Genomic DNA, 22,099 nt, shown 5'->3' with positions numbered 1-22,099 from the left:
TCTGGATATATGGAACGAGCAAGCGGTCAATTCAGCGATTCAAAGAATTCAGTTAACTCGTATCATCGTGGCGCACCGCCCAGAGACTATCGGTATGGCACAGCGTGTGGTGGTATTGCAGCAGGGAGCGATGGTGCAGGATGTCCTTAAGCCTGTCGAGATGCCAGACTTGCCTATACAGAAGCAGGCTTAATAACTTCAAAACATTGCCACAACATCATGCAAACTGCTGACCACGGCATCTGGTCTGATATGCGCATGGTGTGGCTTATCTTGTTCTAGTTGATGACGGTTCATCCAGACGCCATACATACCCACTTTTTGGGCACCTTCCACGTCTAACAATAGATCGTCGCCGACATACATGACCTGCTCTGGTTTGAGATCGAGCGCATGGCAGGCTGCGGTAAAAATACGCGGATCGGGTTTGGCGCAGCCGAAGCGATGTGCGGCGAGAGAGACTTTGAAATGCGCTGCCAGTCCAATTTCATTCAGGTCGGCAAATCCGTTCGATACGGAGCCCAGTCTCACCCGCGTGCCCAGCGCCTGCAAACCTGGCAAAACATCGTCATACAGACTGACCTTATTTCTGGCATCCGCAAATACCGCCATTGCCTCATCTGCCTTATTTACATCAACTTTAAATTCTTTAAACAAAGTCGACAGCAATGCATGGCGCAGTGACCAGAGATCGTATTGAAAACGTGGATTGGTTTTGACCAGCTTTTCCCGATACGTACGCATCCGCTCGATTGAGTAATGCCTCGCAACCTCTGGCGTATTAAACATCATCCACTGATACAGAGTCGCCTCGGCATATTGGATGACAGGCGCTACCGGCCACAAGGTGTCATCTAAATCAAATAGAACTGCCTGGATCTGCATCTTTGCTCACTTTTTCCGTATTTCATACTGGGCCGCTGCATTTGGAATATCCAAATCAGATGCAATTATGGTCTAATCTGAGTCATCTCGCATGTCTCATACTAAGTTTGATCGCATGTTTCATAGTATGTTTTACAGTACGCCTCGTACACTAGCTAACAAATCTGACCTTTATGACTTCTTCGGCTAAAACCATTGCACTCGTTGGCAAATACAATGCCGCAGGTATAACCGAATCGTTGACTGAACTTGCCGACTTTTTGAGTCAGGCCGGGCATACCGTTGTCTTTGAGGAAGAAACTGCGCAGAACATTCTGCTAGATGCTTATACCGTCATGTCTGTCGCGGAAATCGGCAAATTTGCCAATGCCGCCATTGTGCTCGGCGGTGATGGCACGATGCTCGGGATTGCACGACAGCTGGCGCCCTACAATGTGCCGCTGATCGGCATCAACCAGGGGCGCCTCGGCTTTATTACCGATATTCCCATGGACCGGATGTTTCCCGTCATTACAGAAATGCTAGAGGGAAAATATGAATCCGAGCGTCGCAGCCTGTTGCAAGGAATCGTCGTACGTGAGGGTAACCAAATTTTCAGCGGCATGGCGTTCAATGACATTGTGGTGTCGAGAGGTGCCGGCTCTGGTATGGTGGAATTGCGGGTCGACGTTGATCATCACTTCATGTACAACCAGCGCTCGGATGGACTGATCGTCTCCACACCGACCGGATCCACGGCATATGCGCTGTCCGCTGGCGGCCCGCTGCTACATCCCAGCCTGAGCGGTATCGTGATGGTGCCGATCGCGCCACATGCTCTGTCTAACCGCCCTATCGTGTTGCCTGACTCAAGTGAAATCGTGATTGAGATCGTCGCAGGACGTGATATCAGCGTGAATTTTGATATGCAATCGTTCGCCAGCCTGATGTATCAAGACAAAATTATGATACAGCGCTCTGCCCATACGATCACCTTTTTACACCCACGTGGCTGGAACTACTATGACACGCTGCGTGAGAAACTGCACTGGAATGAATACCCCTCCGTCGAAGGGGCTTTACGTTAAAATACAATGATGCGCCGCTGCCCCTGAATGATCGGTGCGGCGAGTATGATTACGCACCTTTCCCTGGGTGACGACTCCAGTTTTCTTCAATTTCTTATCCCTGTAACCACCTATGCTGCGCACGCTTGCTATCCGTGATTTTGTTATCGTCGATGCGATAGAACTTGAATTTTCTGCGGGTTTCTCCGTCTTTACGGGGGAGACCGGCGCAGGTAAATCCATTCTGATTGATGCCCTGAGCCTGAGCCTCGGAGGGCGCGGTGATGCCAGCATGGTACGCGAGGGTGCGGCACGCGCCGACATCTGTGCAGAATTCTCCGTCGATGAAAACACGACCGCCTGGCTAAACGAAAACGATTTCGCTAATGACGACCATGAACTGATGTTGCGTCGTGTAATTGATAATGCCGGCCGCTCAAAAGCCTACATCAACGGCATCCCGGCAACAGCAGGTCAGTTGCGTGAACTTGGTGAATTACTGGTTGACATCCACGGTCAGCATGCCCATCAGTCTTTATTGAAATCAGAAGCACAACGGGCACTGCTCGATATGCAGGGTGGCTTGCAAACTCAAGCGCAAAAAGCAGGCAAATTATTCAAGGTCTGGCGCAATCTGGTCAAACAAAGAGAAGAGTTTGAGCGAGATTCAAAAAATGTACTGCTGGAGCGCGAACGCCTGGAATGGCAGGTGAAAGAACTCGACAAATTGCAAATTCAAGCCGGTGAATGGGAGAGCATCACCCACGAGCACAGCCGTCTGGCGCATGCTGCCAGCTTGCTTGAAGGTGCGCAGGAAGCTGTCGATCTGATTTCAGAAACCGATCATCCCATGCTGTCGCAACTCTCGTCGCTGCATCAGCGTTTATTGAAACTAGTCGAATACGATGTAGCGCTGCAACCGGTCGTCGATGCACTCGATTCTGCCCGCATCAACTTGCAGGAAACCAGCTATGCATTGAATGACTACCTGAACCGTATTGAGCTGGATCCGGCTCGCTTACGTACCGTTGAAGCGCGCTTGGAGATCATGCACGCCACGGCGCGGCGCTTCCATGTTGCACCAGAATCTCTGCATCTGGAACTGGCGATTCTCTCCGAGCAATTACAGCAATTAGCCGATGCCTCCGATATCGATGCACTCAAAACGCAGGAGAAAAATGCCTATACTGCCTATGAACAAGTCGCACAGACACTCTCCAAAGCGCGTCACAAAGTAGCGAAAGAATTAGCTGCCGCAGTCACCACCGCCATGCAGGATCTTAGTATGAGTGGCGGTAGTTTTGCGATTGCCCTGCATCCTTGCGAAGCGGCTAGTCACGGACTGGAACAGGTCGAATTCCAGGTGGCAGGTCACGCCGGTGTGCAACCGCGCTCCCTCGCCAAAGTGGCATCAGGCGGTGAACTCGCCCGCATCTCGCTGGCTATCTCGGTGATTACCTCATGTGCGACAGCGACCCCGACGCTGATCTTTGACGAAGTTGATAGCGGCATCGGAGGCGGCGTTGCTGAAGTCGTGGGACGCCTGCTTAAACGTCTGGGACAAGACCGTCAGGTGCTGTGCGTGACGCATTTACCGCAAGTGGCGAGTCAGGCAAATCAGCATTTTCAGGTCAGCAAAGACAGCAGCAACGGTAAAACCCAATCGCAGATCGACAGGCTCGATTCCAAGCAACGCGTAGAAGAAATTGCCCGTATGCTAGGCGGTATCGAAATCACAGCGACCACGCGCAAACATGCCCGGGAACTGCTGGCATCCTGAACCAGCTATTGCTATGACCATGACCAGATCAGTTCAACTGCGAAAAACTTTAACACCACCAATAAGATTACTAAAATACCTATGCGCTTCCTGAAAGAACCTGACTATACGCACGGCAAAGCCACTAAAACCGGCGTCGTCCTGATCAACCTTGGTACACCGGATGCACCAACCACGTCTGCAGTCCGGCGCTATCTGAAAGAATTTTTATGGGATCCGCGGGTTGTCGAAGTGCCGCGTCTGATCTGGTGGTGCATCTTGAACCTGATCATTCTGCCATTTCGCTCAAGTCAGTCAGCGAAAAAGTATGCCTCGATCTGGAGTAAGGACGGCTCTCCGCTGAAAGTCCATACCGAAAAACAGGCCATCCTGCTTAAAGGCTATCTGGGTGAGCGCGGACATGAAGTACAAGTTGCATATGCCATGCGCTATGGCTCACCAAATATTCCGACGGTGCTGCAAAAACTGAAGGAAGAAGGCTGCGAACGAATTTTGATTTTGCCTGCCTATCCGCAATACTCAGCGACCACAACGGGCTCTAACGCCGATGCCGTTTTCAGCCATTATCAGCGTACCCGCAATATGCCAGAGCTACGCCTGGTGCGCAGTTACCATGACCATGATGCGTATATCCGCGCTCTGCGTTTGTCGATCATGAACCACTGGCAAAATAACGGGCGTCCCGAAAAACTCGTCATGAGTTTTCATGGCTTGCCAAAAGCGTTTTTAATGCGCGGCGATCCTTACCATTGTGAATGCTACAAAACCGCGCGCCTGCTGGTAGAGCAACTTGGCCTCAGCAAAGATCAGTATGTTGTCACCTTCCAGTCGCGACTCGGGCGTGCCGAATGGCTGCAACCCTACACCGCCCCCACGGTGAAAACCTTGGCTCAACAAGGCATCAAACGGATCGATGTAGTATGCCCTGGCTTTATCGCTGATTGCCTTGAAACATTGGAAGAAATCGCGATGGAAGTCCGCGATGAATTCTTGCATGCAGGCGGTAAAGAATTTAGCTACATTCCCTGCCTCAACGAATCACCAGAGTGGTTGCGCGCACTTGCTGAAATTACTGAGCAACACCTGATTGGCTGGCCTACAATGATGACTGTCAGCATGCGAGACAAGCAAAAACAAGATGCCCTGATCAGCCGCTCAGAATCCAAGCGTCTTGGTGCAGATCACTGAGCCAGATAACCGGATAGATTATGCACACAGCACCATCAGGCCATGTTGACACTTACGTCATCGGCGACATTCAAGGTTGCTGTGAGCAGCTACAGCAACTGCTCACCAAGATAGAACAACGCTCTCCGCAAGCACGGTTGTTATTTGCAGGCGATCTTGTCAACCGCGGGCCACAATCGCTGGCAACGCTGCGTCTTGTAAAACAGTTACATGAGCAAGGTCGTGCTGACAGCGTGCTGGGCAACCACGATCTGCATTTGCTGGCGGTTGCCAATGGCATACGCCCCGCTCATCGCAGCGATACGCTGGACGACATTCTGCAGGTGCCTGATCGTGACGACTTACTTGGCTGGCTGCGCCATCGCCCGCTGGCGATCTGCCTTGACGATCATTTGCTGATACATGCCGGTGTTTTCCCGCAATGGTCGGTGCAACAAACGCTGTCGCTGGCGCAAGAGGTTATGACTCAATTACAAAGCGAGAACTGGATCAGCCTGTTACGCCAGATGTATGGCAATACACCGAACCAGTGGAATGATCATTTACAAGGCGCGGCCCGCTATCGCTGCATCATCAATGCGCTGACACGCATGCGGTTTTGCAGCAGTGACGGCATCATGGATTTTGCGAGCAAAGATGGCGTCGGAACGGCACCGGCGGGATATGCGCCATGGTTTGACCTGCCGAGAGCAAGTGCGGACCACACGCTGGTCTTCGGCCACTGGTCAACTATGGGACTGGTCCTGCGCCCCAACCTGATCAGCCTCGATACCGGCTGTGTATGGGGTGGGAAATTAACCGGCGTATCCTTAAAAAACAGAGATGTCGTACAGATCGATTGTCCGCAGCAGCAGGAGCCTGGTTAGGTTTTTGCTCTGGCATTTTGTTCTGACACCGCGATTTATCTGGTGAGCTTATTCCGTGAACTTATTCCGCGATACCGAGCTGCTTCATCACAGCCACCCACGCGACCAGCGCGACTTCGCGACGGTGGGCACCTTCGGTAGAAATCGACGGCAATCTGACGAGCTCAGCCGTCATTTTAGGTGCTCGTAAAATCGCATGCATACTCTCGACAAACGTCATGTCACCGATAAAATCGGCTGCTGCATGCAATTGCCCTTGCGCATCCACATAGCGCACAACCAGCGGCTGCACCGGGACATGCGCTTCTATTGCGGCTTCAAATAAGTTCGCATGAAACGGCAATACATTACCTTGTGCGGCAGTCGTGCCTTCGGGGAAAAAAGCGATGCGCTTGCCAGCTTCGATCTGATGCACCAAACCTTCGTAGATACGGCGCACATCGCGCTGTCTGCCGCGTTTGAGAAAAATCGTACCGGCTTTTTCGCATAACCAGCCGAGCAAAGGCCAGTCGCGGATATCGGACTTGGCAACGAAATGACAGGGATGCAACGTGTTAATAACGAAAATATCAAGCCAGGAGACATGATTCGATACGATCATCGCCCGCTCTGCGACGGCGCCATCACTCAGGTCTTTAAACACTACTGTGACTGTACAAATCGTGAGTAGTTTTTGCGACCAGCGACGCACCAGGCGCTCGTGCGTCTGTGCCGATGTAAAAGGAAACACCACAGCACAGGTCAATAATCCAGCGAATAAATGGATCACCACCCGTGCGAAACGCCAAGCTATCATGCCTATCCTGTTTTTATATACTGAGTGGGAGTATTTTTAATAACGTAGATATAATCTGCGCAATCAAGGCATTTTATGCCGATACTCCCCTATTTATTGATACTGCGGCATATTTTTGCGTTACATGCAGCTTTTAAGCGACATCGACCCATGGACACGGTCAGATCAGCATTGAATCTGATCTGACACTCAGAAACCTCAACTGAGTTTGAACGTAGCTTCACTTAAGACGCATCAAACGCGATATGACCAGAGACGATCGTTGTCTTCACGACACCGGGCAATTCATAGCCGAGGAAAGGGGTGTGCTTGCCCTGACTCGCCAACACTTTGGCATCGACAGCCCAGCGCGCCGCGGGGTCAAACAGGCAGACGTCAGCCGCACATCCGACAGCCAGTTGACCGCAACTCAGGCCAGCAACCTTCGCCGCAGCATGCGTAATAGTTGACAGCATTTGCGATAAAGACACATCGCCACGACTCTCTTCCGCCCATTTCAATGACAGCGAGAGTAGCAATTCCAGTCCTGTTGCACCAGGTGATGCTTCGGCGAACGGCAGCAGTTTTTCATCATCATCAACCGGAGTGTGGTCAGAGCAAATGGCGTCAATCGTGCCATCCAGCAAAGCTTGGCGAATCGCATCGCGATCACGCTGAGTGCGTAAGGGCGGCGTCAGACGGGCATTCGAATCGAAGTACCCAATATCCGCATCAGTCAAATGCACATGATGTGCGCCGACATCACAGGTCAAAAGCAGTCCCTCTTTCTTCGCCTGCCGGATCAGTTCCAGGCCCGCAGCGGACGAAATGCGGCACAGATGCACTTTGGCGCCAGTCGCCCGCATGAGTTCGAATAAGGTATGCAGAGCGATCGTTTCCGACATCACTGGCACACCAGCCAAGCCAAGGCGTGATGCCAGAGGCCCGCTATGCGCTACGCCACCTTTGCCGATGAAGGCATCTTGCGGACGCAGCCAGACGGTGTAGCCAAATGTACTGGCATATTGCAAAGCGCGCTGCAACACATTGGTATCGGCAATCGTGACTTCGGCTTGCGAAAAACCGATACAACCGGCATCAGTCAGTGCCGCCATTTCTGTCAGTGCTTCGCCTTTCAGCCCGATAGTGAGCGCACCCAGGGGATAAACATGGGCTTTATTCTGTACCCTGGCGCGCTGCTTGAGCATCTCGACCAGACCGGATTCATCCAGCACTGGGTCGGTATCGGGCGGACAGACCAGACTCGTGACACCGCCACGCATAGCGGCCTGCAACTCGGACTCCAGCGTTGCTTTGTACTCGAATCCTGGCTCACGCAAGCGAGCACTCAGATCGACCAGGCCAGGTGCTACGACCAATCCCGTCGCATCAATCGTTTTATTCGCAATGAAATCGGCAGGCGCCTGACCAACCGCCACAATCTTGCCAGCGGCGATAAATACATCTTGCACTGCATCGACCTGATTCGCAGGATCGATCAGGCGACCGTTTTTGATATGTATTTTCATACTTGTTCTTTCACGTGTTTTTTCGCTTATTTTTGCTTGCTATCCCGCGCATACTGACACTATGTTGCGTGCTGCGCCGCGGATATTCGCGGTGTTCGCCGGCGTTGTCAGCAGAATGGCTAATTGCCCGCAACAATGCTCATGACCGCCATGCGCACGGCAATGCCGAATGTCACCTGCGGCAAGATCACTGCTTGCGGACCATCGGCTACAGCGGAATCAATCTCGACACCGCGATTCATCGGCCCGGGATGCATAACAATCGCGTCAGGCTTTGCCAGCGCCAGGCGCTCCGGCGTCAGTCCATAACTCTTAAAATATTCTTGTGCCGAAGGAAGCAAGGCACCGCTCATACGCTCGTTCTGTAAGCGCAGCATGATAATGACATCCACACCTTTGAGACCTTCGTCCATGTTGTTGAAGACGCGCACACCCATTTGCTCCAGACCGCCCGGCAACAAGGTACGTGGCCCGATCACACGCACCTCTGGCACACCGAGTGTCGTCAGTGCATGAATATCCGATCGTGCAACGCGACTGTGCAATACGTCGCCGACAATCGCCACCGTGAGATTGGTGAAATCTTTTTTGTAGTGACGAATGGTGTACATGTCCAGTAAACCCTGGGTCGGGTGCGCATGACGACCATCACCTGCGTTGACTACGTGAACATGATTTTGTCTGGTGTCGTTCAAGTGTTTGGCGATCAGGAAGGGCGCACCCGAAGTCGCATGACGCACCACGAACATATCGGCATGCATCGCCGCCAGATTGTCGATGGTATCGAGCAATGATTCGCCTTTACTCGTACTCGACGCGGCAATGTTCAGATTAATGACATCGGCAGATAAACGTTTGGAGGCAATCTCGAACGTAGTGCGGGTACGTGTCGAGTTTTCAAAAAACAGATTGAACACGCTTTTACCTCGCATCAGCGGGACTTTTTTGACTTCGCGGTCACTCACGCTGACGAAGGAAGAGGCAGTATCCAGAATGTGATTGACGATGGATTTTGGCAAGCCATCGATGGTCAGCAGATGCTGGAGTTCGCCGTTTTTATTGAGCTGGGGATTATGCATGATCTATCGAGAAGCTAAGTTGACCACCGTCTGCACGCTGCAGATTGACGGAACAGTTTTTTTCAAATTCGGCAGTATGAGCGACGAAATCTGCCGCAATCGGCAACTCGCGCCCACCTCTGTCGACCAGAGCTGCCAGCATGATTTTTGCGGGACGACCATAGTCAAATAATTCATTAATTGCGGCGCGTGTTGTGCGTCCCGTGTAGAGCACGTCATCGACCAAAATAATGCTGGCGCCATCGACATCGAACGGAATCTGACTAGGCTTCACTTCAGCGTGTAAGCCTTTAGCCGCATAGTCATCACGGTAAAATGAAACGTCGATAAAGCCGGGCTTGCCCTTCAGGCCGAGATCGCTGACCAGACGCTCTGCCAGCCAGGCACCGCCAGAGTAAATGCCAACGATAGCGAGATGCTCATCGGTGGCAACACGCGCTTTAATTTGCTCCAGCAATTGCTGGTAGAGCGTTTCCGCATCGGGTAATTGCGTAGAAGAGGTCATGGAGTCTGGTCAAAATATTGTTGCAGAATTAGGGCGGCTGCCTGTGCGTCGATATGTTCGCCGCGTTTGGCGCTCAGCACAGCAGAGGAGTAACGTTCATCGACTAAGATCGTCGGCACAGCAAAACGACCGTGCAGCTGGTTGGCAAATCGGGTGCAGCGTACAGTCATTTCATGCCCGGCACCATCAGGATGCATGGGTAAGCCTACGACACAGAGCACGGGTTGCCAGTCTTTGATCAGTTGTGTGATTTCACTAAACTTGCCATCGTTGGTCGCGGCACTGATGATTTTTAAAGCCTGAGCTTGTCGCAGCAAGGTATTGCCGACTGCGACTCCAATACGTTTTAATCCGAAATCAAATGCCAGGATAGTGCCAGATACATTGGCGACAGCATTCATCAGGCGTGCCCTGCATCGGCTGCTAACATCATCGGATCGATACCGAGTAATTTGATCGCAGCAGTAAAGCGATCTTCAATTGGCAACTCGAACATAATCCTGGCATCAGCGGCAACAGTCAGCCATCCATTGGCGCCTATTTCCTGCTCAAGTTGACCCGCGCTCCAGCCTGCGTAACCGATACTGACCAAGACTTGCGCAGGGCCATCACCCGATGCAACCGCTTCTAAAACATCGCGCGACGTAGTGAAAGCGATCTGATCCGTGACTCTGAGCGAGGATGAAAACTTGCCGGCAGGCGCATGTAAAACGAAGCCACGATCATCTTGCACCGGTCCACCAAACATCACAGGCTGCTGGCGCATAGGGTGAGAATCAGGAATAATTTCAAGTTTTAAATCGATACGATCAAATAAACCCGCTAGCGTCATGTCAGTCGGCTTATTGATGACCAGTCCCATCGCGCCACGCTGATTGTGCTCACACAGATAAATCACTGTGCCGCCAAAAATTGGATCCTGCATCGATGGCATTGCAATCAAGAAATGATTGGTGAGATTTAAAGTGGTATCGGGCTGAGATGCCTCGCCGGATGTGCCGGAGGATGTGTCAGCAGCGGCATCCACAGGAGCATCTAGCTCTTGCTGTACGAATTCTGCCGATAATTCAGAGTGGGGATTTTTGATTAACTTCGCCATGCGCCCATTTTAGCATTTTTAGGCTGCTTTTTCGATGTCAGTGCTTGCGGCAAAACGCTGGATATTCCTGCTTTTGGGCATCTTTTAGGGCGCCTGCGCGGTTATCTGGATGATGATAAAGCGAACTGATCACGTTCTAAGACGATCAGCGGTATCTAAACATAACAAATCACAATTTTTCATACTACGATGACCACTTCTCAATTAACTGTCGAGCGCTCACTGGTCTGGTTCCGGCGCGATCTGCGCTGTTTTGATCATGCTGCCCTGTATGCCGCCCTTAAACATAGCCAAGCGGTGTATTGCGTCTTTGTTTTTGACAAAAGCATCTTGCAGGATTTAGTTCCTAATGACAGGCGTGTCTGGTTTATTCACGAAAGCATCAAGGAGCTGGCGCAGGAACTGGCGAAACTGGGCGGAAAGCTCATCGTACGTTATGGCGTCGCCGAAGAAGAAATCCCTGCATTGGCAGCAGAACTAAACATTAATGCGGTATTTGCCAATCACGATTACGAGCCTCAGGCGATCAGGCGTGACGCTCTTGTCAAGCAGCGACTGCAGAGTTTTGACTGCGCTATGTATACGCGTAAGGATCAGGTGATCTTTGAGAAAAATGAAGTCTTGTCGCTGGCAGGAACTTCTTTTTCCGTATTCACGCCGTATAAAAATGCCTGGCTGAAGAAATTTTATGCAGAAGGAAGCGATTTTTATAGCAAGCCCTATCCCGTTGACCTTTATGCAAACCGTTTTGCAGCAGATTTGCCTGCTGCACTGACCACTATCCCGAGCCTGGCAGAGCTAGGGTTTAAGGACGATCCGGAATCACATATGAACGTACCAACCGGCATGTCGGGCGGTACGGTATTAATCGCTGATTTTTTACAACGGATACAGCGCTACGGTCAGACAAGAGATTATCCATCGGTAAAAGGTCCCTCATATCTATCGGTACATCTGCGCTTTGGTACCGTATCGGTAAGACATCTGGTACGTGAAGCAATGACCTGTATGCGCACTGCTACCGATCTTGGCGGAGCGCAAGTCTGGCTGGCTGAACTGATCTGGCGCGATTTTTATTTTCAGATCCTGCATCATCACCCTCATGTTGTGGAACGCTCCTTTAAGAAAGACTACGATGCGATCCAGTGGGAACAGGGTGAGCGGGCAAAAAATCTGTTTGCGGCCTGGTGCGAGGCGCGTACGGGCTATCCGCTGGTCGATGCGGCAATGACGCAATTGAATCAGACAGGGTATATGCACAACCGCCTGCGCATGGTCGCGGCGTGCTTTTTAATTAAAGACTTGGGCATCGACTGGCGCTGGGGTGAGCGTTATTTTGCACAGCATTTGAATGACTTTGATTTGTCTGCAAATAATGGGGGCTGGCAATGGGCATCCTCGTCCGGTTGTGATGCGCAGCCCTACTTCAGAATTTTTAATCCGGTCACGCAATCTGAAAAATTTGACGCGGAAGGTAAATTTATCCGCCGGTATTTACCCCAACTCGGTAAGCTCACCAACAAACAAATTCATGCCCCATGGCTGCAGAGCACGGATGCATTGCGATCGGCTGGACTGACTTTGGGAAAAGACTATCCGCTGCCCGTCGTTGAACATGATCTGGCCCGCAAAGCGACCTTGGCTCGCTATGCAGTGGTAAAAAAGCCAGACGAAAAAAATGCACCTTGAGCAAGGTGCATTTTTAAATTTACATCTGGAGGATGATCTCTAGAAGACATCCGGCACGGTTTATTTATACGACAACCGCTTCTTTACTTACAAAACGTGTAATTGCGCCGAGCAAATCATCTTCACGATAAGGCTTACCAAAGTACTCATTCACACCCAACTCCTGTGCATAGTTACGATGCTTGTCCGCTGTGCGTGAAGTAATCATGATGATAGGAATGTGACTGGTGCGCGCATCACTGCGAACGTTACGAGTTAGATCGAAACCATCCATACGTGGCATTTCGATGTCAACCAGCATGACATCCGGAGTGACCGATTGCAGTTGCTCCAGAGCGTCAATACCGTCTTTGGCCAGTATCACCTGATATCCCTCACGTGTCAGCAAACGCTGGGTAACGCGACGTACCGTCAATGAATCATCAACCACCATGATCGTGTGCTGAGTGCGTAAACCCTGGACTGGCGCTACTTCTGCATTCTCAGTACCGGTACTGAGGTTCGCTACCGCGCCCATTTCAGGATTATCCTGAGTTGCTTGCTGTGTAGGATGGCGAGCATGTTCATGCTCCATTCTTTGGGCTAAAGGCACTGGATTCAGAATTAGTACGACTTCACCAGAGCCAAGTACCGTAGCACCGGCAATACCGGTCATACGAGCTAACTGCGGACCGATATTTTTAACAACAACCTCACGATTACCGACGATATCATCGACGTGAATCGCAACACGCTCTGCACCGCTCTTCATGATCAGGATCGGTGAATATTGCTGCGCAATCGGTGCTACCTCGTGCTCACCCAACATCGATGACAGGTAATGCATTGCAACGCGGGCGCCTTGCCACATAATCGCGCCATCATTGTAAGCAGTGGCCAGCATTGCAGATTTCAATTGCTGTACCTGCTCAACAAGAACGGACGGCACTGCAAAAGTTTTTCCACCAGATTTCAAGATAACGACCTGTGTGACGGCGAGAGTCAGTGGCAAATGAATGGTGAAATGCGCGCCCTTACCCTCGACAGAGCTCACCGCAACACGGCCGCCCAGAGACGCCGCCTCAGAACGTACCACGTCCATACCGACGCCACGGCCTGCCAACTCTGTGACCTCGCTGGCAGTAGAGAAACCCGGTTCAAAAATCATGTTAACGGCGTCGGCGTCACTGGCATTCTCGTCGTAACCAATCAAACCAACTGTTTTAGCTTTTTCGCGAATACGTGACAAGTTCAAGCCCTGTCCGTCATCACTGAAGTGGATCACAACTTCATTACCTTCCTGACGAATTTCAACTAAGAGTTCACCGATTTCTTCTTTGCCACTGGTACGACGTGCATCACGTGTTTCGATGCCGTGAACAATTGCATTACGCAATAAATGTTCAAACGGTCCGATCATTTTTTCCAGAACGCTACGGTCAATCTCAACCGATGTTCCGCGGATATCAAGATTGACACGCTTGTCGACTTCTTTCGACGTCTGGCGGGTTACCCGGTACAAACGCTCGGCAATACTTGCAAACGGAATCATACGGACACGCATCAAATCCTGTTGCAATTCACGGGTGAGACGTGCTTGTGTATGCAAATCGTTCGATGCACCATCAATCGTACGCGTCAGGTTGGTCTGCACCGTCGCTACGTCGCTGACGCTCTCAGCCATCATACGAGTCAGTTCCTGCAAACGGGTAAAGCGATCAAATTCCAAAGGATCGAATTCGCGATCGCCAGACATCGCCATGCGCGAAGTAATTTGGGTTTCTGCCTGAATCTCGACTTCACGCAATTGCGCACGCAGACGGTTCACGTTTTCGGTTAATTCAGTTAATGAAGTACGCAATGTGCCTACTTCATTTTCTAACTTAGAGCGTGAAATAGAAACTTCACCAGCCTGATTGACGAGGCGATCAAGAATATCTGCACGGACACGCACCAACGGCGCAGGGCCAGCAGGTGCAACCGGGGCAGATACTGCCGCGCGGCCAGGCACAAAATTGCTGACGGCATTCGATGCCGTTAAAGGTACTAAAGGTGCAAGGCTGACCAATTCTTTCGGGGCTGACGCAATATCAGCCGGACCGGTGTTAGCAGCTGCGTCCTGACTCAGCGTTTCCTGGAATTGATCCAGTTCCTGTGCTGCTGTCAGCGCTTCTGCAGCAACAGGCGCAACTACTTGTAACTGCGGATTCTGCAGGCGATCAAACAGTTGCATGCTGTAGTCGTGACGCATGACCAGATCATCCATCAGTGGCTGACGCGCTGCTCCGCCACCGGCGTGCATAAGATTCTCTACACGCGTTTCCATATCATGGGTGTGCTGCCCCAATTCCATCGCACCCGCCATCCGTGCACTACCTTTTATCGTGTGCATCAGACGCAAGATGGATTGAGGAATTGCCGTCTCTTCCGGTTGTTGCTGCCATGAGCGTAATAGCTGCCCTACCATAGGCAACAAATCATGACCTTCTTCGATAAACACCGGCAAGAGATCCTGATCCAGATCATCTTTGATGCGCAAATCGGGATCTGATGTCAATGGTGCCGCATCAAATGTAGTATCTGTCGCAACTTCCTTGTGCTGCGGCACTAGCGGCGCAATAACAGGCTCTGCAACTAGTTCTGGTATCGCAGGATCTACACTGACCACTGATTCTGGTTCAACCCGAACTGGCTGCTCAACGACTGGCTCATCAGAAACTGGTTCAATAAGCACCTCAGGCAAGGCGTCTGCAGTTACCTCAACGATTACATCCGGATGCTCAAGCAAATCTGCAGCAATCGCACGTTGCGTGTCCAGATCTAGCAAACTCTCTTCTGGCTTATCTAAATTAGCATTTGTCGTTGGTTCAGGTAGCAATTCAACTGCAGGAGCCTCTCCGGCGATATCCAATTCAGCTAAATCGTTGATAACGAGTTTTTCGTTTGTAGAGGTAATGAACTCGTCATCTGCACCAGCATCCGAACGCGCTATGACAGCAAGCAATAATTTATCCAGCTGACGAACTTCGGTCGATGCATGCTCTGCAAGCTCAGACAAACCGAATTTTTTCAACATCTGCTTCACGGTTTCAACTGCGTGATCCAGTGTGTCAAACTCTGCATTGTCCAGTACCACAGGATGACGCTCTAAACGCTGAAGAACCATTTCCAGACTGTGTGCAAGCTCTTGAACCGACTTCAAACCTACCGTAGCAGAGCTGCCAGCTAAAGAATGAGCTGCATGCACAGCATGTTTGGATACGTTGCGATGTGGCTCATGACGCCACTCAGCAAAATCCTGTGACAGGTAGCGGACAATTTCATCCGTTTCTGCCATGTAAATCGTGTGCAAAGGCAAACTGATCTCGATATCGCCGATACGTTTTACGTTATCATCCTGCGCTTCGGAAGGCTTGGATAAATCTGGGAACTCAATGATCTGCGCAGTCGATGCCGCTTCCGAAACGAGGTTTGCCAATGGCTCAGGTGCTATCGCGGTCACCTCTGACAAAGTCTCATGGCGAGTAACAGCATCCGAATGTACGATAGTCTCAAACACCGCGGCAGTATCCTGAGGCAATTCAGCTGCGGTATCTGCCACCACATCAAGAACAACTGGTTCTGCCGATAAAACTTCCGGTATATCGAGGCTATCTGTTGCAACAAGTGCTTCAGGGACTGATACTGAGTCGGGCAACACGACGGGTTCGATGAAATCAATTGCTTCGATTAAAGCAGGCGCTTCCGTAATTTCCTGGCGATCAACCGGACTTAATGATGTTGGTTCAAGAATAGTAATATCAGAGACAGTGATCGCATGATCAACGCTGTCACTCACATGATCTTCTTCATCTGCATCGAAGGCTGCAACCGCCTCAATGACGATCTCAGCCTCTTCCGGCACGGAGTTTGCCGTCTCTACAGCAGCAGTAAGCTCAACAAGAGCGGGCGAATCAGTGTGAGCATCATCCATTGCAGGATGAGCAACTTCAGCCAAAACAGGTTCGACTACAACATGCTCAGTAACAGGAGGAGCCACTTCTGCTATGGCAGTTTCTATATATTGGAAATCCTGACCGGCTTTAATGCGTTCTGCTGCGGCAATCAGGGCTAATCCATTGCGACTGGAGAATCCCACATGCTTCAAATCCTCGACCCAGGCAAACATTTCGTCTGCGGCCCGGTCTAACAAGGCGTACAAATGCTCGTTACCATCACGTGACTCGGACAGCCACATATTCATGATCTGCTCGATACTCCATGCAGCCTCACCAAAGACGGTCAGGCCAACCATACGTCCACTGCCTTTTAAAGTATGGAATGAACGACGCAGACTTGTAAGATGTTCTTGATTACCCGGATCGCGTCTCGATGCTGGCACAGTTTCTCTGACAAAGCCAAGAACCTCATCTGCTTCCATCAAAAATATTTCCAACAACTCAGCATCAATCGCGTCATCATTGGCAGGCAGCTCAGGAACATAACTAGGCGCAGGCTCACTGACAACGTGCGTCGTAGCCGCTACAATATGGTTGAGTGCGTCTTGAGAAATAGTCGAATCTGCTTGCCCCAGCAAATCAATCGCCGCACGAGCACGTGTACTCGCATCAGCATCATCAAGGAGGGTAGCAACCGAGCGCTCCGACTCAAGTGAATCTTTTAACTGTGCCTGCAGCTCACGGTTTTCTGGCTCTTCCATCAAAGAAGCAACAAGCTTTGACGATTGCTGCTGCTGATTGACCAGCTCTTGTTCTGCGGTAACGACAGTCTCGGATAACTGCGCCTGAACAACATTTCCGGCAGATTCATTCAGTGAAGAGGGAAGCAATTCTTTCTCTACACTCTTTTCCAGCAATCTGGAACGTAATAATCCAGCGTCCGCATCAAAGCTGAATTTTTTCTTTGCGGTATCTGGTTGAGATTGCAAGATCTCGATAAAGAAAGTCAGCGCACCAATATTTTGTGCGACATTTTGATGAGCGCTTTCCGCATGTTCAGTACCGGCAACTTCATAGAAATTTGCAATGACTTTGCGGGCATGTTCAACAGCAAGCATGGCATCATCCTGATCCAGGATAGCCAGAGCGCCGCCAATCTGATGCAAAATCGGATCAACAGGTGACAATACCTCGACACTAGCCGGATCACGGAAGTACTCGTCCAGAGTTTTTTCAACCTGACGCAGGCTAGATTGCATTTCTGCTACCAGTACCGACATCGTTTGTCTTTGTTGCGCCTCACGTGAAATTTCACCCATCCACGCGGCTTGAGTTGGCGGTTCATCACCGGAAACCAGTGACAACAAACGTGCCGTTACTTCGTCTGCACGTTCAGAAAAATGGTCTGGCAAACGTGATATGTGGTCGAGTGCATTTTCTACAAACAACAAGCTTGTTGCGAGCTCTATGCCGATCTTGCCCTTCTCCGGAGTGTGAGCGGCATGGCGTGCGATACCACTCAGTTCACGGAGCAACTTCGACAAGGGAGCCGAGTTCAGGTTTGCGCCATTCTCAGCTAGGTCTTTCATTTTTTGAGCAAAGCGATCTGAGACGCTAGCATCGCCATTAGCAATTCTGCCCCACAGATTTTTTAAACTACCCACCTGCTCTTTGGCAGTCGCCAACACATTGGCGGCAATCTTGCCATAGTTCTTTTGATCGTAATCAATCGGAACCTGATTGTCGAGCTGATATGCGCGGCGAATTTGTGCGACGAAAGCCGAGGGGTGATCGACCTGCGCAATAAAAAACAAAGCATCCCGCAGTAAACGCTCAGGAATACTGGAAACACCGTCCACGAGACGTCGAATCTGCAAATTAATGCGCCCGAAAATTTGTTTTACGTACTGTTTATTTTCGATCGCGCCCTGTGCAACCGTCTCGGCAAAGCCGCGCATCACCAGCCAGAAAGCTTTCGCTTGCGGCGTGACCTGTGCATGCTCAATCTCACCGATCAGATCGTGCATCGCCTTTACGGCAAGCAGTTGCTGCGCATTATCTTTGCTGGTTAAAACGGTCAGCAAGAGTTTTTCAAAACGTTGTCTCAGGCTGGTGTAATTCACAGCAGCGACATCATGTGCGATGGTCAACTCAGGAATTTGCTCCTGAACTGACAAAGACGGGAAGAACAAATCGGCAGGATGAATGCGCTCTGCACCCTTTAATTCGAGTAATGCCCGATAGTAAGGGAACAAACGCACAGGTTGATGTGCGCTGCCAGACAACAAGTCTTCGAGGTAACGCAAAATAGCGTGGAAAGCGTCGTTGATGACGTCAATATGCGCCGGATTCATTTCGAGCTGCCCCGATTGCAGGCGCTCGATCAAATCCTCGATGGTCTCAGTAACAATCGACACACCGTCGATATCCACAATCTGCAAGGCGCCATGCGCCTGATGCAAATAACTTTTGGCATGCAATAGCATCGTGGATTTACTATCGTCATCCTGCACGACAGCATCCGACAATAATTTTCCAGCACTGGTAATTGCTTCGCGGACTTCACCCATCACCCAAGACAAAGGGCCAATATCAAACTGCTCCTGGGGAGTTTCTTGCGAAATTGAAAAATCAGACGTCATGCGTACCCCGCAAACTCAAAGGGCGATAAACCTTCGCTTATCGCCATGCATTTATGATCTGGCTACGAACAATACGCAGCCAGTAGCTGAAAATTAAGCAGCAACCCGGAAACGAGATACGGAGTTTCTAAGTTCTTCAGCCAACATCGACAATTCACTAATGGAATGCGCAGTTTGTTGTGTACCGGTCTGAGTTTGCTCAGTAATCGTCAAAATGTGTTGAATATTTTGAGCAACGCCGTTAGCAGAAGTTGCCTGCTGCTCGGTAGCGAGAGAGATGCCTTGAATCAGTTCCGCGAGACGGTTCGAAACGCTACGGATTTCAGACAACGCGGTACCAGCAGCATCGGAAAGTTTTGCTCCCTCAACCACACCCTGCGTGGATTTTTCCATCGCGGCAACCGCATCGTGCGTATCTGTTTGAATCGTACGAACCAGCGCACCAATCTGCTTGGTCGCTTCAGCTGAACGTTCCGCAAGGCGTTGAACCTCTTCCGCAACCACGGAGAAGCCTCGACCTGCTTCACCCGCTGACGCTGCCTGAATCGCCGCATTCAACGCCAAGACGTTGGTCTGTTCGGTAATATCAGAAATCAGTTCAGTGATCTCGCCAATCTCTTGAGAGGACTCACCGAGACGCTTAATACGTTTAGATGTTTCTTGGATTTGTTCGCGAATCTCGTTCATACCTTTGATCGCGTTTTCCACCGCGTGGGAACCTTGCTCTGCCGCAGCAACCGACTGACGTGCAACCTCGGCTGATTCGTTCGCAGAGCGGGAAACGTCGGTAATATCCTGTGCCATGGTCACAACAATCTGACCCGCGTCAGAGATTTCACGAGACTGCTGTTGTGATGCTTCCAGCAAATCATTAGAAATACTTTGCGCCTGATTAGATGCAGAAGTAACCTGCGCCGCCGTTGACGTAACACGACCTACCAGCCCGCGCAACTCTTCCACCGTGTAGTTAACCGAGTCGGCAATCGCACCAGTAATGTCTTCGGACACCGTTGCCTGAATCGTCAAGTCACCATCCGCCACTTCCTGCAGTTCATTCATCAGACGCAAAATAGCAGCCTGATTCTGATCGTTCGCAGCTTTCGCCTCTTCTTCCTGCTTCTGCGCTTGCAACATCTGCGCATCGGCCTCTACACGGCGTTCATTCGCTTCTTTAGCGCGGTTACGGCTATCCTGCAACAGAACCAGAGCGATACCTGCAGCTGAAACCAGAGCCAGTACAGCGCTTAACAACATCAGCCAGAATGAAATACTGATCGTATCTTGCTGAGCAGTGTAAGTTTTTTGAAGCTTAGTAATTTTTTGCTTCAAATCTTCGTTTTCGTTAAACACCAATTGTTCGGATTGTTTCGCTGCAATAAAGTTTTGCAGATTACCGAGAATGCTGGAAACGGAAGTCTGGTATTCAGCAAACGCTTTTTGCAATTCGAGTAATTTTTCACGTGTTGCAGCATCTTTCGTCGGCGTCAGACGCAATACATCGCTACCGTTCAGGAAGCCGTCAACCAGATCACGGAACGTGTTTGTATCTTTACCCAACAAAAATGCCGTTTCAGGGTTAACACCTTCAGATGTAAGGAATTCATTCGCGCTACGCGCCAGACGCTGAGTCAACATCACCAGCTGACCTGATGCTGAAATTTCACGAGAATTACCACCGCCCTGTACCTTTAAGGTCGAAATTTGTTCGGTCAGTTCCAACAGGCCACCAGACATGCCATTCAGTTTTTGCAGCGTCTGACCGAAACCCGTCAACTCTTTACGCAACTTCAAAATTGTGTCGGCCGCTTTGTCTGAGTTATTCCAGGCCTTCTTAGTGTCGGCCAAGATGGGCTCAACAGAAGAATCTGGCTTTTTCAATTCACGGCCTTGATAAGACAAACCATTCAGCAAAACGTTTAGATCGCTGTTGATCTCGCGACGACTTTCATCGAGCTGCTTAAACGCTGCCGGATTACCTTGAATCGCATTCGGTGCCGCTTTACCAATACGCTGGGAGTGCATCAGCACCTCACCGGCAATCTGCGCCTGAGTAGAAATCAAAGTTGACTGGGCAGAGTTCAGATAAACGAACAGAGCAACCGCCAGCAACGAACCCACCATCAGGATCAGCAATAAACGAATCTGTCTTTGCAACGGCAAATGACCGATCAGAGGGAGGCGAATATCCCCCCCTTTTTCCAGCGCATCACCAATGAAGGTCGCATCAGCGCGCGGCACATGCGTGCGCTCTGCGACGACTTCTACTGACTCAGGCTTTGCTTCGCCATGAGCGTCTCCCGGGAGCATCTTCACGTTACTAGCCTCTTCAATCGAATCGGCAGCATTATTGAACTCCCGGACGCTTGATTCTGCTAAGTCAAGCTCTTGGTCTTGTTTTTTCTTGGACAAGGACGGTAGTTTATATGCCATTACTAGGTCTCCTAAACGATTGAGAAGCTGTCAGCCAATCTGATAATTCAACTGACGAATTACAAGCCAATATGTAAAAAATCCTGATCTTGCACCAACGTAGCCAAACTCAGCTGCGTCCAGATGTTTGCATCACGATCACGATATTTCTTAACGATCCAAGGTTTCTGGTCGGGTTGGTTTTCCCCTTCCGGATTCACTTGCTCTTCCATTTCTGCTACGTTCCTCAAACCCAGCACCTGAGTCACGAGTAAGCCACTGTTAAATGCCAGACTGGGGGCAAATGCAACGACACGGCAGCTATGATCAAGGTTCGTCACATCGCGCCCCTCAAAACGAGCAAGGTCGACAACGCTGGTCAAACTTCCCCGTATGTTTGACAAGCCAACATACCAGTCTTTGGTCAGAGGGACTCTAGTCATAGAACCGGCAGAGACGATCTCACCGGACTCCTGCAAATCAAGCAAATACCTTACCTGTCCAATCATCACGCCTAGTTGACTTGCACTAACGCGCGCGCCACTTTGGGCTGCCTGCATACGCTCAACCAGCTGCGCCTGAAATTCCCGCAAACGGGTACGGCGCAGACCAGCATCTGGTCTGGTTCTGTCTAGGCTTGTCGCTGGTTTATCGCGAGAAGTTTGGTCCATAATGGTCCGGAAAGGTTAT

General features: G+C 50.6%; 16 protein-coding genes. 6 read left to right on the top strand and 10 right to left on the bottom strand.

The features are described 5' to 3' along the window. Positions 1-193 (top strand): hypothetical protein (locus tag ACO0LE_RS10590; RefSeq protein WP_422960333.1); only part of this gene is annotated, 193 nt, incomplete at its 5' end. A 5-nt stretch (positions 194-198) separates the two neighbouring features. Here ACO0LE_RS10590 and ACO0LE_RS10585 read toward each other — a convergent pair. Next, positions 199-885: an HAD family hydrolase gene (locus ACO0LE_RS10585; protein ID WP_422960332.1), complete on the bottom strand. Its 687-nt coding sequence runs from the start codon at positions 883-885 to the stop codon at positions 199-201. Between the two features lie 173 nt (positions 886-1,058). On the opposite strand from ACO0LE_RS10585, the gene ACO0LE_RS10580 reads away from it, so the two are divergent. The 4 genes from ACO0LE_RS10580 to ACO0LE_RS10565 all read left to right on the top strand — a co-directional run bounded on the left by ACO0LE_RS10580 (position 1,059) and on the right by ACO0LE_RS10565 (position 5,765). Then, on the top strand, positions 1,059-1,952 hold the full coding sequence (locus ACO0LE_RS10580; RefSeq protein WP_422960331.1) for an NAD kinase: 894 nt from the start codon (positions 1,059-1,061) through the stop codon (positions 1,950-1,952). Positions 1,953-2,064: 112 nt separating this feature from the next. Then, positions 2,065-3,711, top strand: coding sequence for a DNA repair protein RecN (gene recN / locus ACO0LE_RS10575; RefSeq protein ID WP_422960330.1), 1,647 nt, complete (start codon positions 2,065-2,067; stop codon positions 3,709-3,711). 81 nt (positions 3,712-3,792) lie between these two features. Next, positions 3,793-4,899 (top strand): ferrochelatase, encoded by a 1,107-nt coding sequence (gene hemH, locus ACO0LE_RS10570; protein ID WP_422960329.1) that lies wholly within the window; start codon positions 3,793-3,795, stop codon positions 4,897-4,899. A gap of 20 nt (positions 4,900-4,919) precedes the next feature. Then, complete coding sequence (locus tag ACO0LE_RS10565; RefSeq protein ID WP_422960328.1) at positions 4,920-5,765, top strand: symmetrical bis(5'-nucleosyl)-tetraphosphatase; 846 nt, start codon at positions 4,920-4,922, stop codon at positions 5,763-5,765. Between the two features lie 61 nt (positions 5,766-5,826). On the opposite strand, the gene ACO0LE_RS10560 is transcribed toward ACO0LE_RS10565, so the two are convergent. The 6 genes from ACO0LE_RS10560 to ACO0LE_RS10535 form a co-directional block, all read right to left on the bottom strand. Continuing rightward, complete coding sequence (locus ACO0LE_RS10560; RefSeq protein ID WP_422960327.1) at positions 5,827-6,561, bottom strand: lysophospholipid acyltransferase family protein; 735 nt, start codon at positions 6,559-6,561, stop codon at positions 5,827-5,829. Between the two features lie 224 nt (positions 6,562-6,785). After that, positions 6,786-8,069, bottom strand: coding sequence for a dihydroorotase (locus ACO0LE_RS10555; protein WP_422960326.1), 1,284 nt, complete (start codon positions 8,067-8,069; stop codon positions 6,786-6,788). A gap of 119 nt (positions 8,070-8,188) precedes the next feature. Then, positions 8,189-9,148: an aspartate carbamoyltransferase catalytic subunit gene (locus ACO0LE_RS10550; protein ID WP_422960325.1), complete on the bottom strand. Its 960-nt coding sequence runs from the start codon at positions 9,146-9,148 to the stop codon at positions 8,189-8,191. Continuing rightward, positions 9,141-9,653, bottom strand: coding sequence for a bifunctional pyr operon transcriptional regulator/uracil phosphoribosyltransferase PyrR (gene pyrR, locus ACO0LE_RS10545; RefSeq protein ID WP_422960324.1), 513 nt, complete (start codon positions 9,651-9,653; stop codon positions 9,141-9,143). Before pyrR ends, ACO0LE_RS10550 begins: the two co-directional genes overlap by 8 nt. Beyond that, complete coding sequence (gene ruvX / locus ACO0LE_RS10540) at positions 9,650-10,054, bottom strand: Holliday junction resolvase RuvX (RefSeq protein ID WP_422960323.1); 405 nt, start codon at positions 10,052-10,054, stop codon at positions 9,650-9,652. Before ruvX ends, pyrR begins: the two co-directional genes overlap by 4 nt. Further along, positions 10,054-10,752, bottom strand: coding sequence for a YqgE/AlgH family protein (locus ACO0LE_RS10535; RefSeq protein ID WP_422960322.1), 699 nt, complete (start codon positions 10,750-10,752; stop codon positions 10,054-10,056). Before ACO0LE_RS10535 ends, ruvX begins: the two co-directional genes overlap by 1 nt. 189 nt (positions 10,753-10,941) lie before the next feature. Here ACO0LE_RS10535 and ACO0LE_RS10530 point away from each other — a divergent pair, with 189 nt between their 5' ends. Then, the gene (locus tag ACO0LE_RS10530) at positions 10,942-12,441 is read left to right on the top strand and encodes a cryptochrome/photolyase family protein (RefSeq protein WP_422960321.1); all 1,500 of its coding nucleotides are present in this window, start codon (positions 10,942-10,944) and stop codon (positions 12,439-12,441) included. Positions 12,442-12,505: 64 nt separating this feature from the next. Here the strand turns inward: ACO0LE_RS10530 and ACO0LE_RS10525 are convergent, their stop codons facing one another. The 3 genes from ACO0LE_RS10525 to ACO0LE_RS10515 form a co-directional block, all read right to left on the bottom strand. After that, complete coding sequence (locus tag ACO0LE_RS10525; protein ID WP_422960320.1) at positions 12,506-19,000, bottom strand: Hpt domain-containing protein; 6,495 nt, start codon at positions 18,998-19,000, stop codon at positions 12,506-12,508. A 93-nt stretch (positions 19,001-19,093) separates the two neighbouring features. Further along, a complete protein-coding gene (locus ACO0LE_RS10520; RefSeq protein WP_422960319.1) occupies positions 19,094-21,430 on the bottom strand; it encodes a methyl-accepting chemotaxis protein in 2,337 nt (778 codons plus the stop codon). Positions 21,431-21,489: 59 nt separating this feature from the next. Next, positions 21,490-22,080: a chemotaxis protein CheW gene (locus tag ACO0LE_RS10515; protein WP_422960318.1), complete on the bottom strand. Its 591-nt coding sequence runs from the start codon at positions 22,078-22,080 to the stop codon at positions 21,490-21,492. Positions 22,081-22,099: the final 19 nt, after the last annotated feature.

This window comes from Undibacterium sp. Xuan67W (assembly GCF_049340165.1).
Classification (GTDB): domain Bacteria; phylum Pseudomonadota; class Gammaproteobacteria; order Burkholderiales; family Burkholderiaceae_D; genus Undibacterium.
Note: the sequence above shows the minus strand (reverse complement) of the source record. Positions and strands in the feature narration are given on the sequence as shown.

Bases quoted from the DNA above. Each gene is read 5' to 3' on its own strand.
- ACO0LE_RS10555 (WP_422960326.1), bottom strand. From the start codon at position 8,069: ATGAAAATACATATCAAAAACGGTCGCCTGATCGATCCTGCGAATCAG.
- ACO0LE_RS10535 (WP_422960322.1), bottom strand. From the start codon at position 10,752: ATGGCGAAGTTAATCAAAAATCCCCACTCTGAATTATCGGCAGAATTC.
- ACO0LE_RS10550 (WP_422960325.1), bottom strand. From the start codon at position 9,148: ATGCATAATCCCCAGCTCAATAAAAACGGCGAACTCCAGCATCTGCTG.
- ACO0LE_RS10560 (WP_422960327.1), bottom strand. From the start codon at position 6,561: ATGATAGCTTGGCGTTTCGCACGGGTGGTGATCCATTTATTCGCTGGA.
- hemH (WP_422960329.1), top strand. From the start codon at position 3,793: ATGCGCTTCCTGAAAGAACCTGACTATACGCACGGCAAAGCCACTAAA.
- ACO0LE_RS10515 (WP_422960318.1), bottom strand. From the start codon at position 22,080: ATGGACCAAACTTCTCGCGATAAACCAGCGACAAGCCTAGACAGAACC.
- ACO0LE_RS10520 (WP_422960319.1), bottom strand. From the start codon at position 21,430: ATGGCATATAAACTACCGTCCTTGTCCAAGAAAAAACAAGACCAAGAG.
- recN (WP_422960330.1), top strand. From the start codon at position 2,065: ATGCTGCGCACGCTTGCTATCCGTGATTTTGTTATCGTCGATGCGATA.
- ACO0LE_RS10530 (WP_422960321.1), top strand. From the start codon at position 10,942: ATGACCACTTCTCAATTAACTGTCGAGCGCTCACTGGTCTGGTTCCGG.
- ACO0LE_RS10525 (WP_422960320.1), bottom strand. From the start codon at position 19,000: ATGACGTCTGATTTTTCAATTTCGCAAGAAACTCCCCAGGAGCAGTTT.
- ACO0LE_RS10585 (WP_422960332.1), bottom strand. From the start codon at position 885: ATGCAGATCCAGGCAGTTCTATTTGATTTAGATGACACCTTGTGGCCG.
- pyrR (WP_422960324.1), bottom strand. From the start codon at position 9,653: ATGACCTCTTCTACGCAATTACCCGATGCGGAAACGCTCTACCAGCAA.
- ACO0LE_RS10565 (WP_422960328.1), top strand. From the start codon at position 4,920: ATGCACACAGCACCATCAGGCCATGTTGACACTTACGTCATCGGCGAC.
- ACO0LE_RS10580 (WP_422960331.1), top strand. From the start codon at position 1,059: ATGACTTCTTCGGCTAAAACCATTGCACTCGTTGGCAAATACAATGCC.
- ruvX (WP_422960323.1), bottom strand. From the start codon at position 10,054: ATGAATGCTGTCGCCAATGTATCTGGCACTATCCTGGCATTTGATTTC.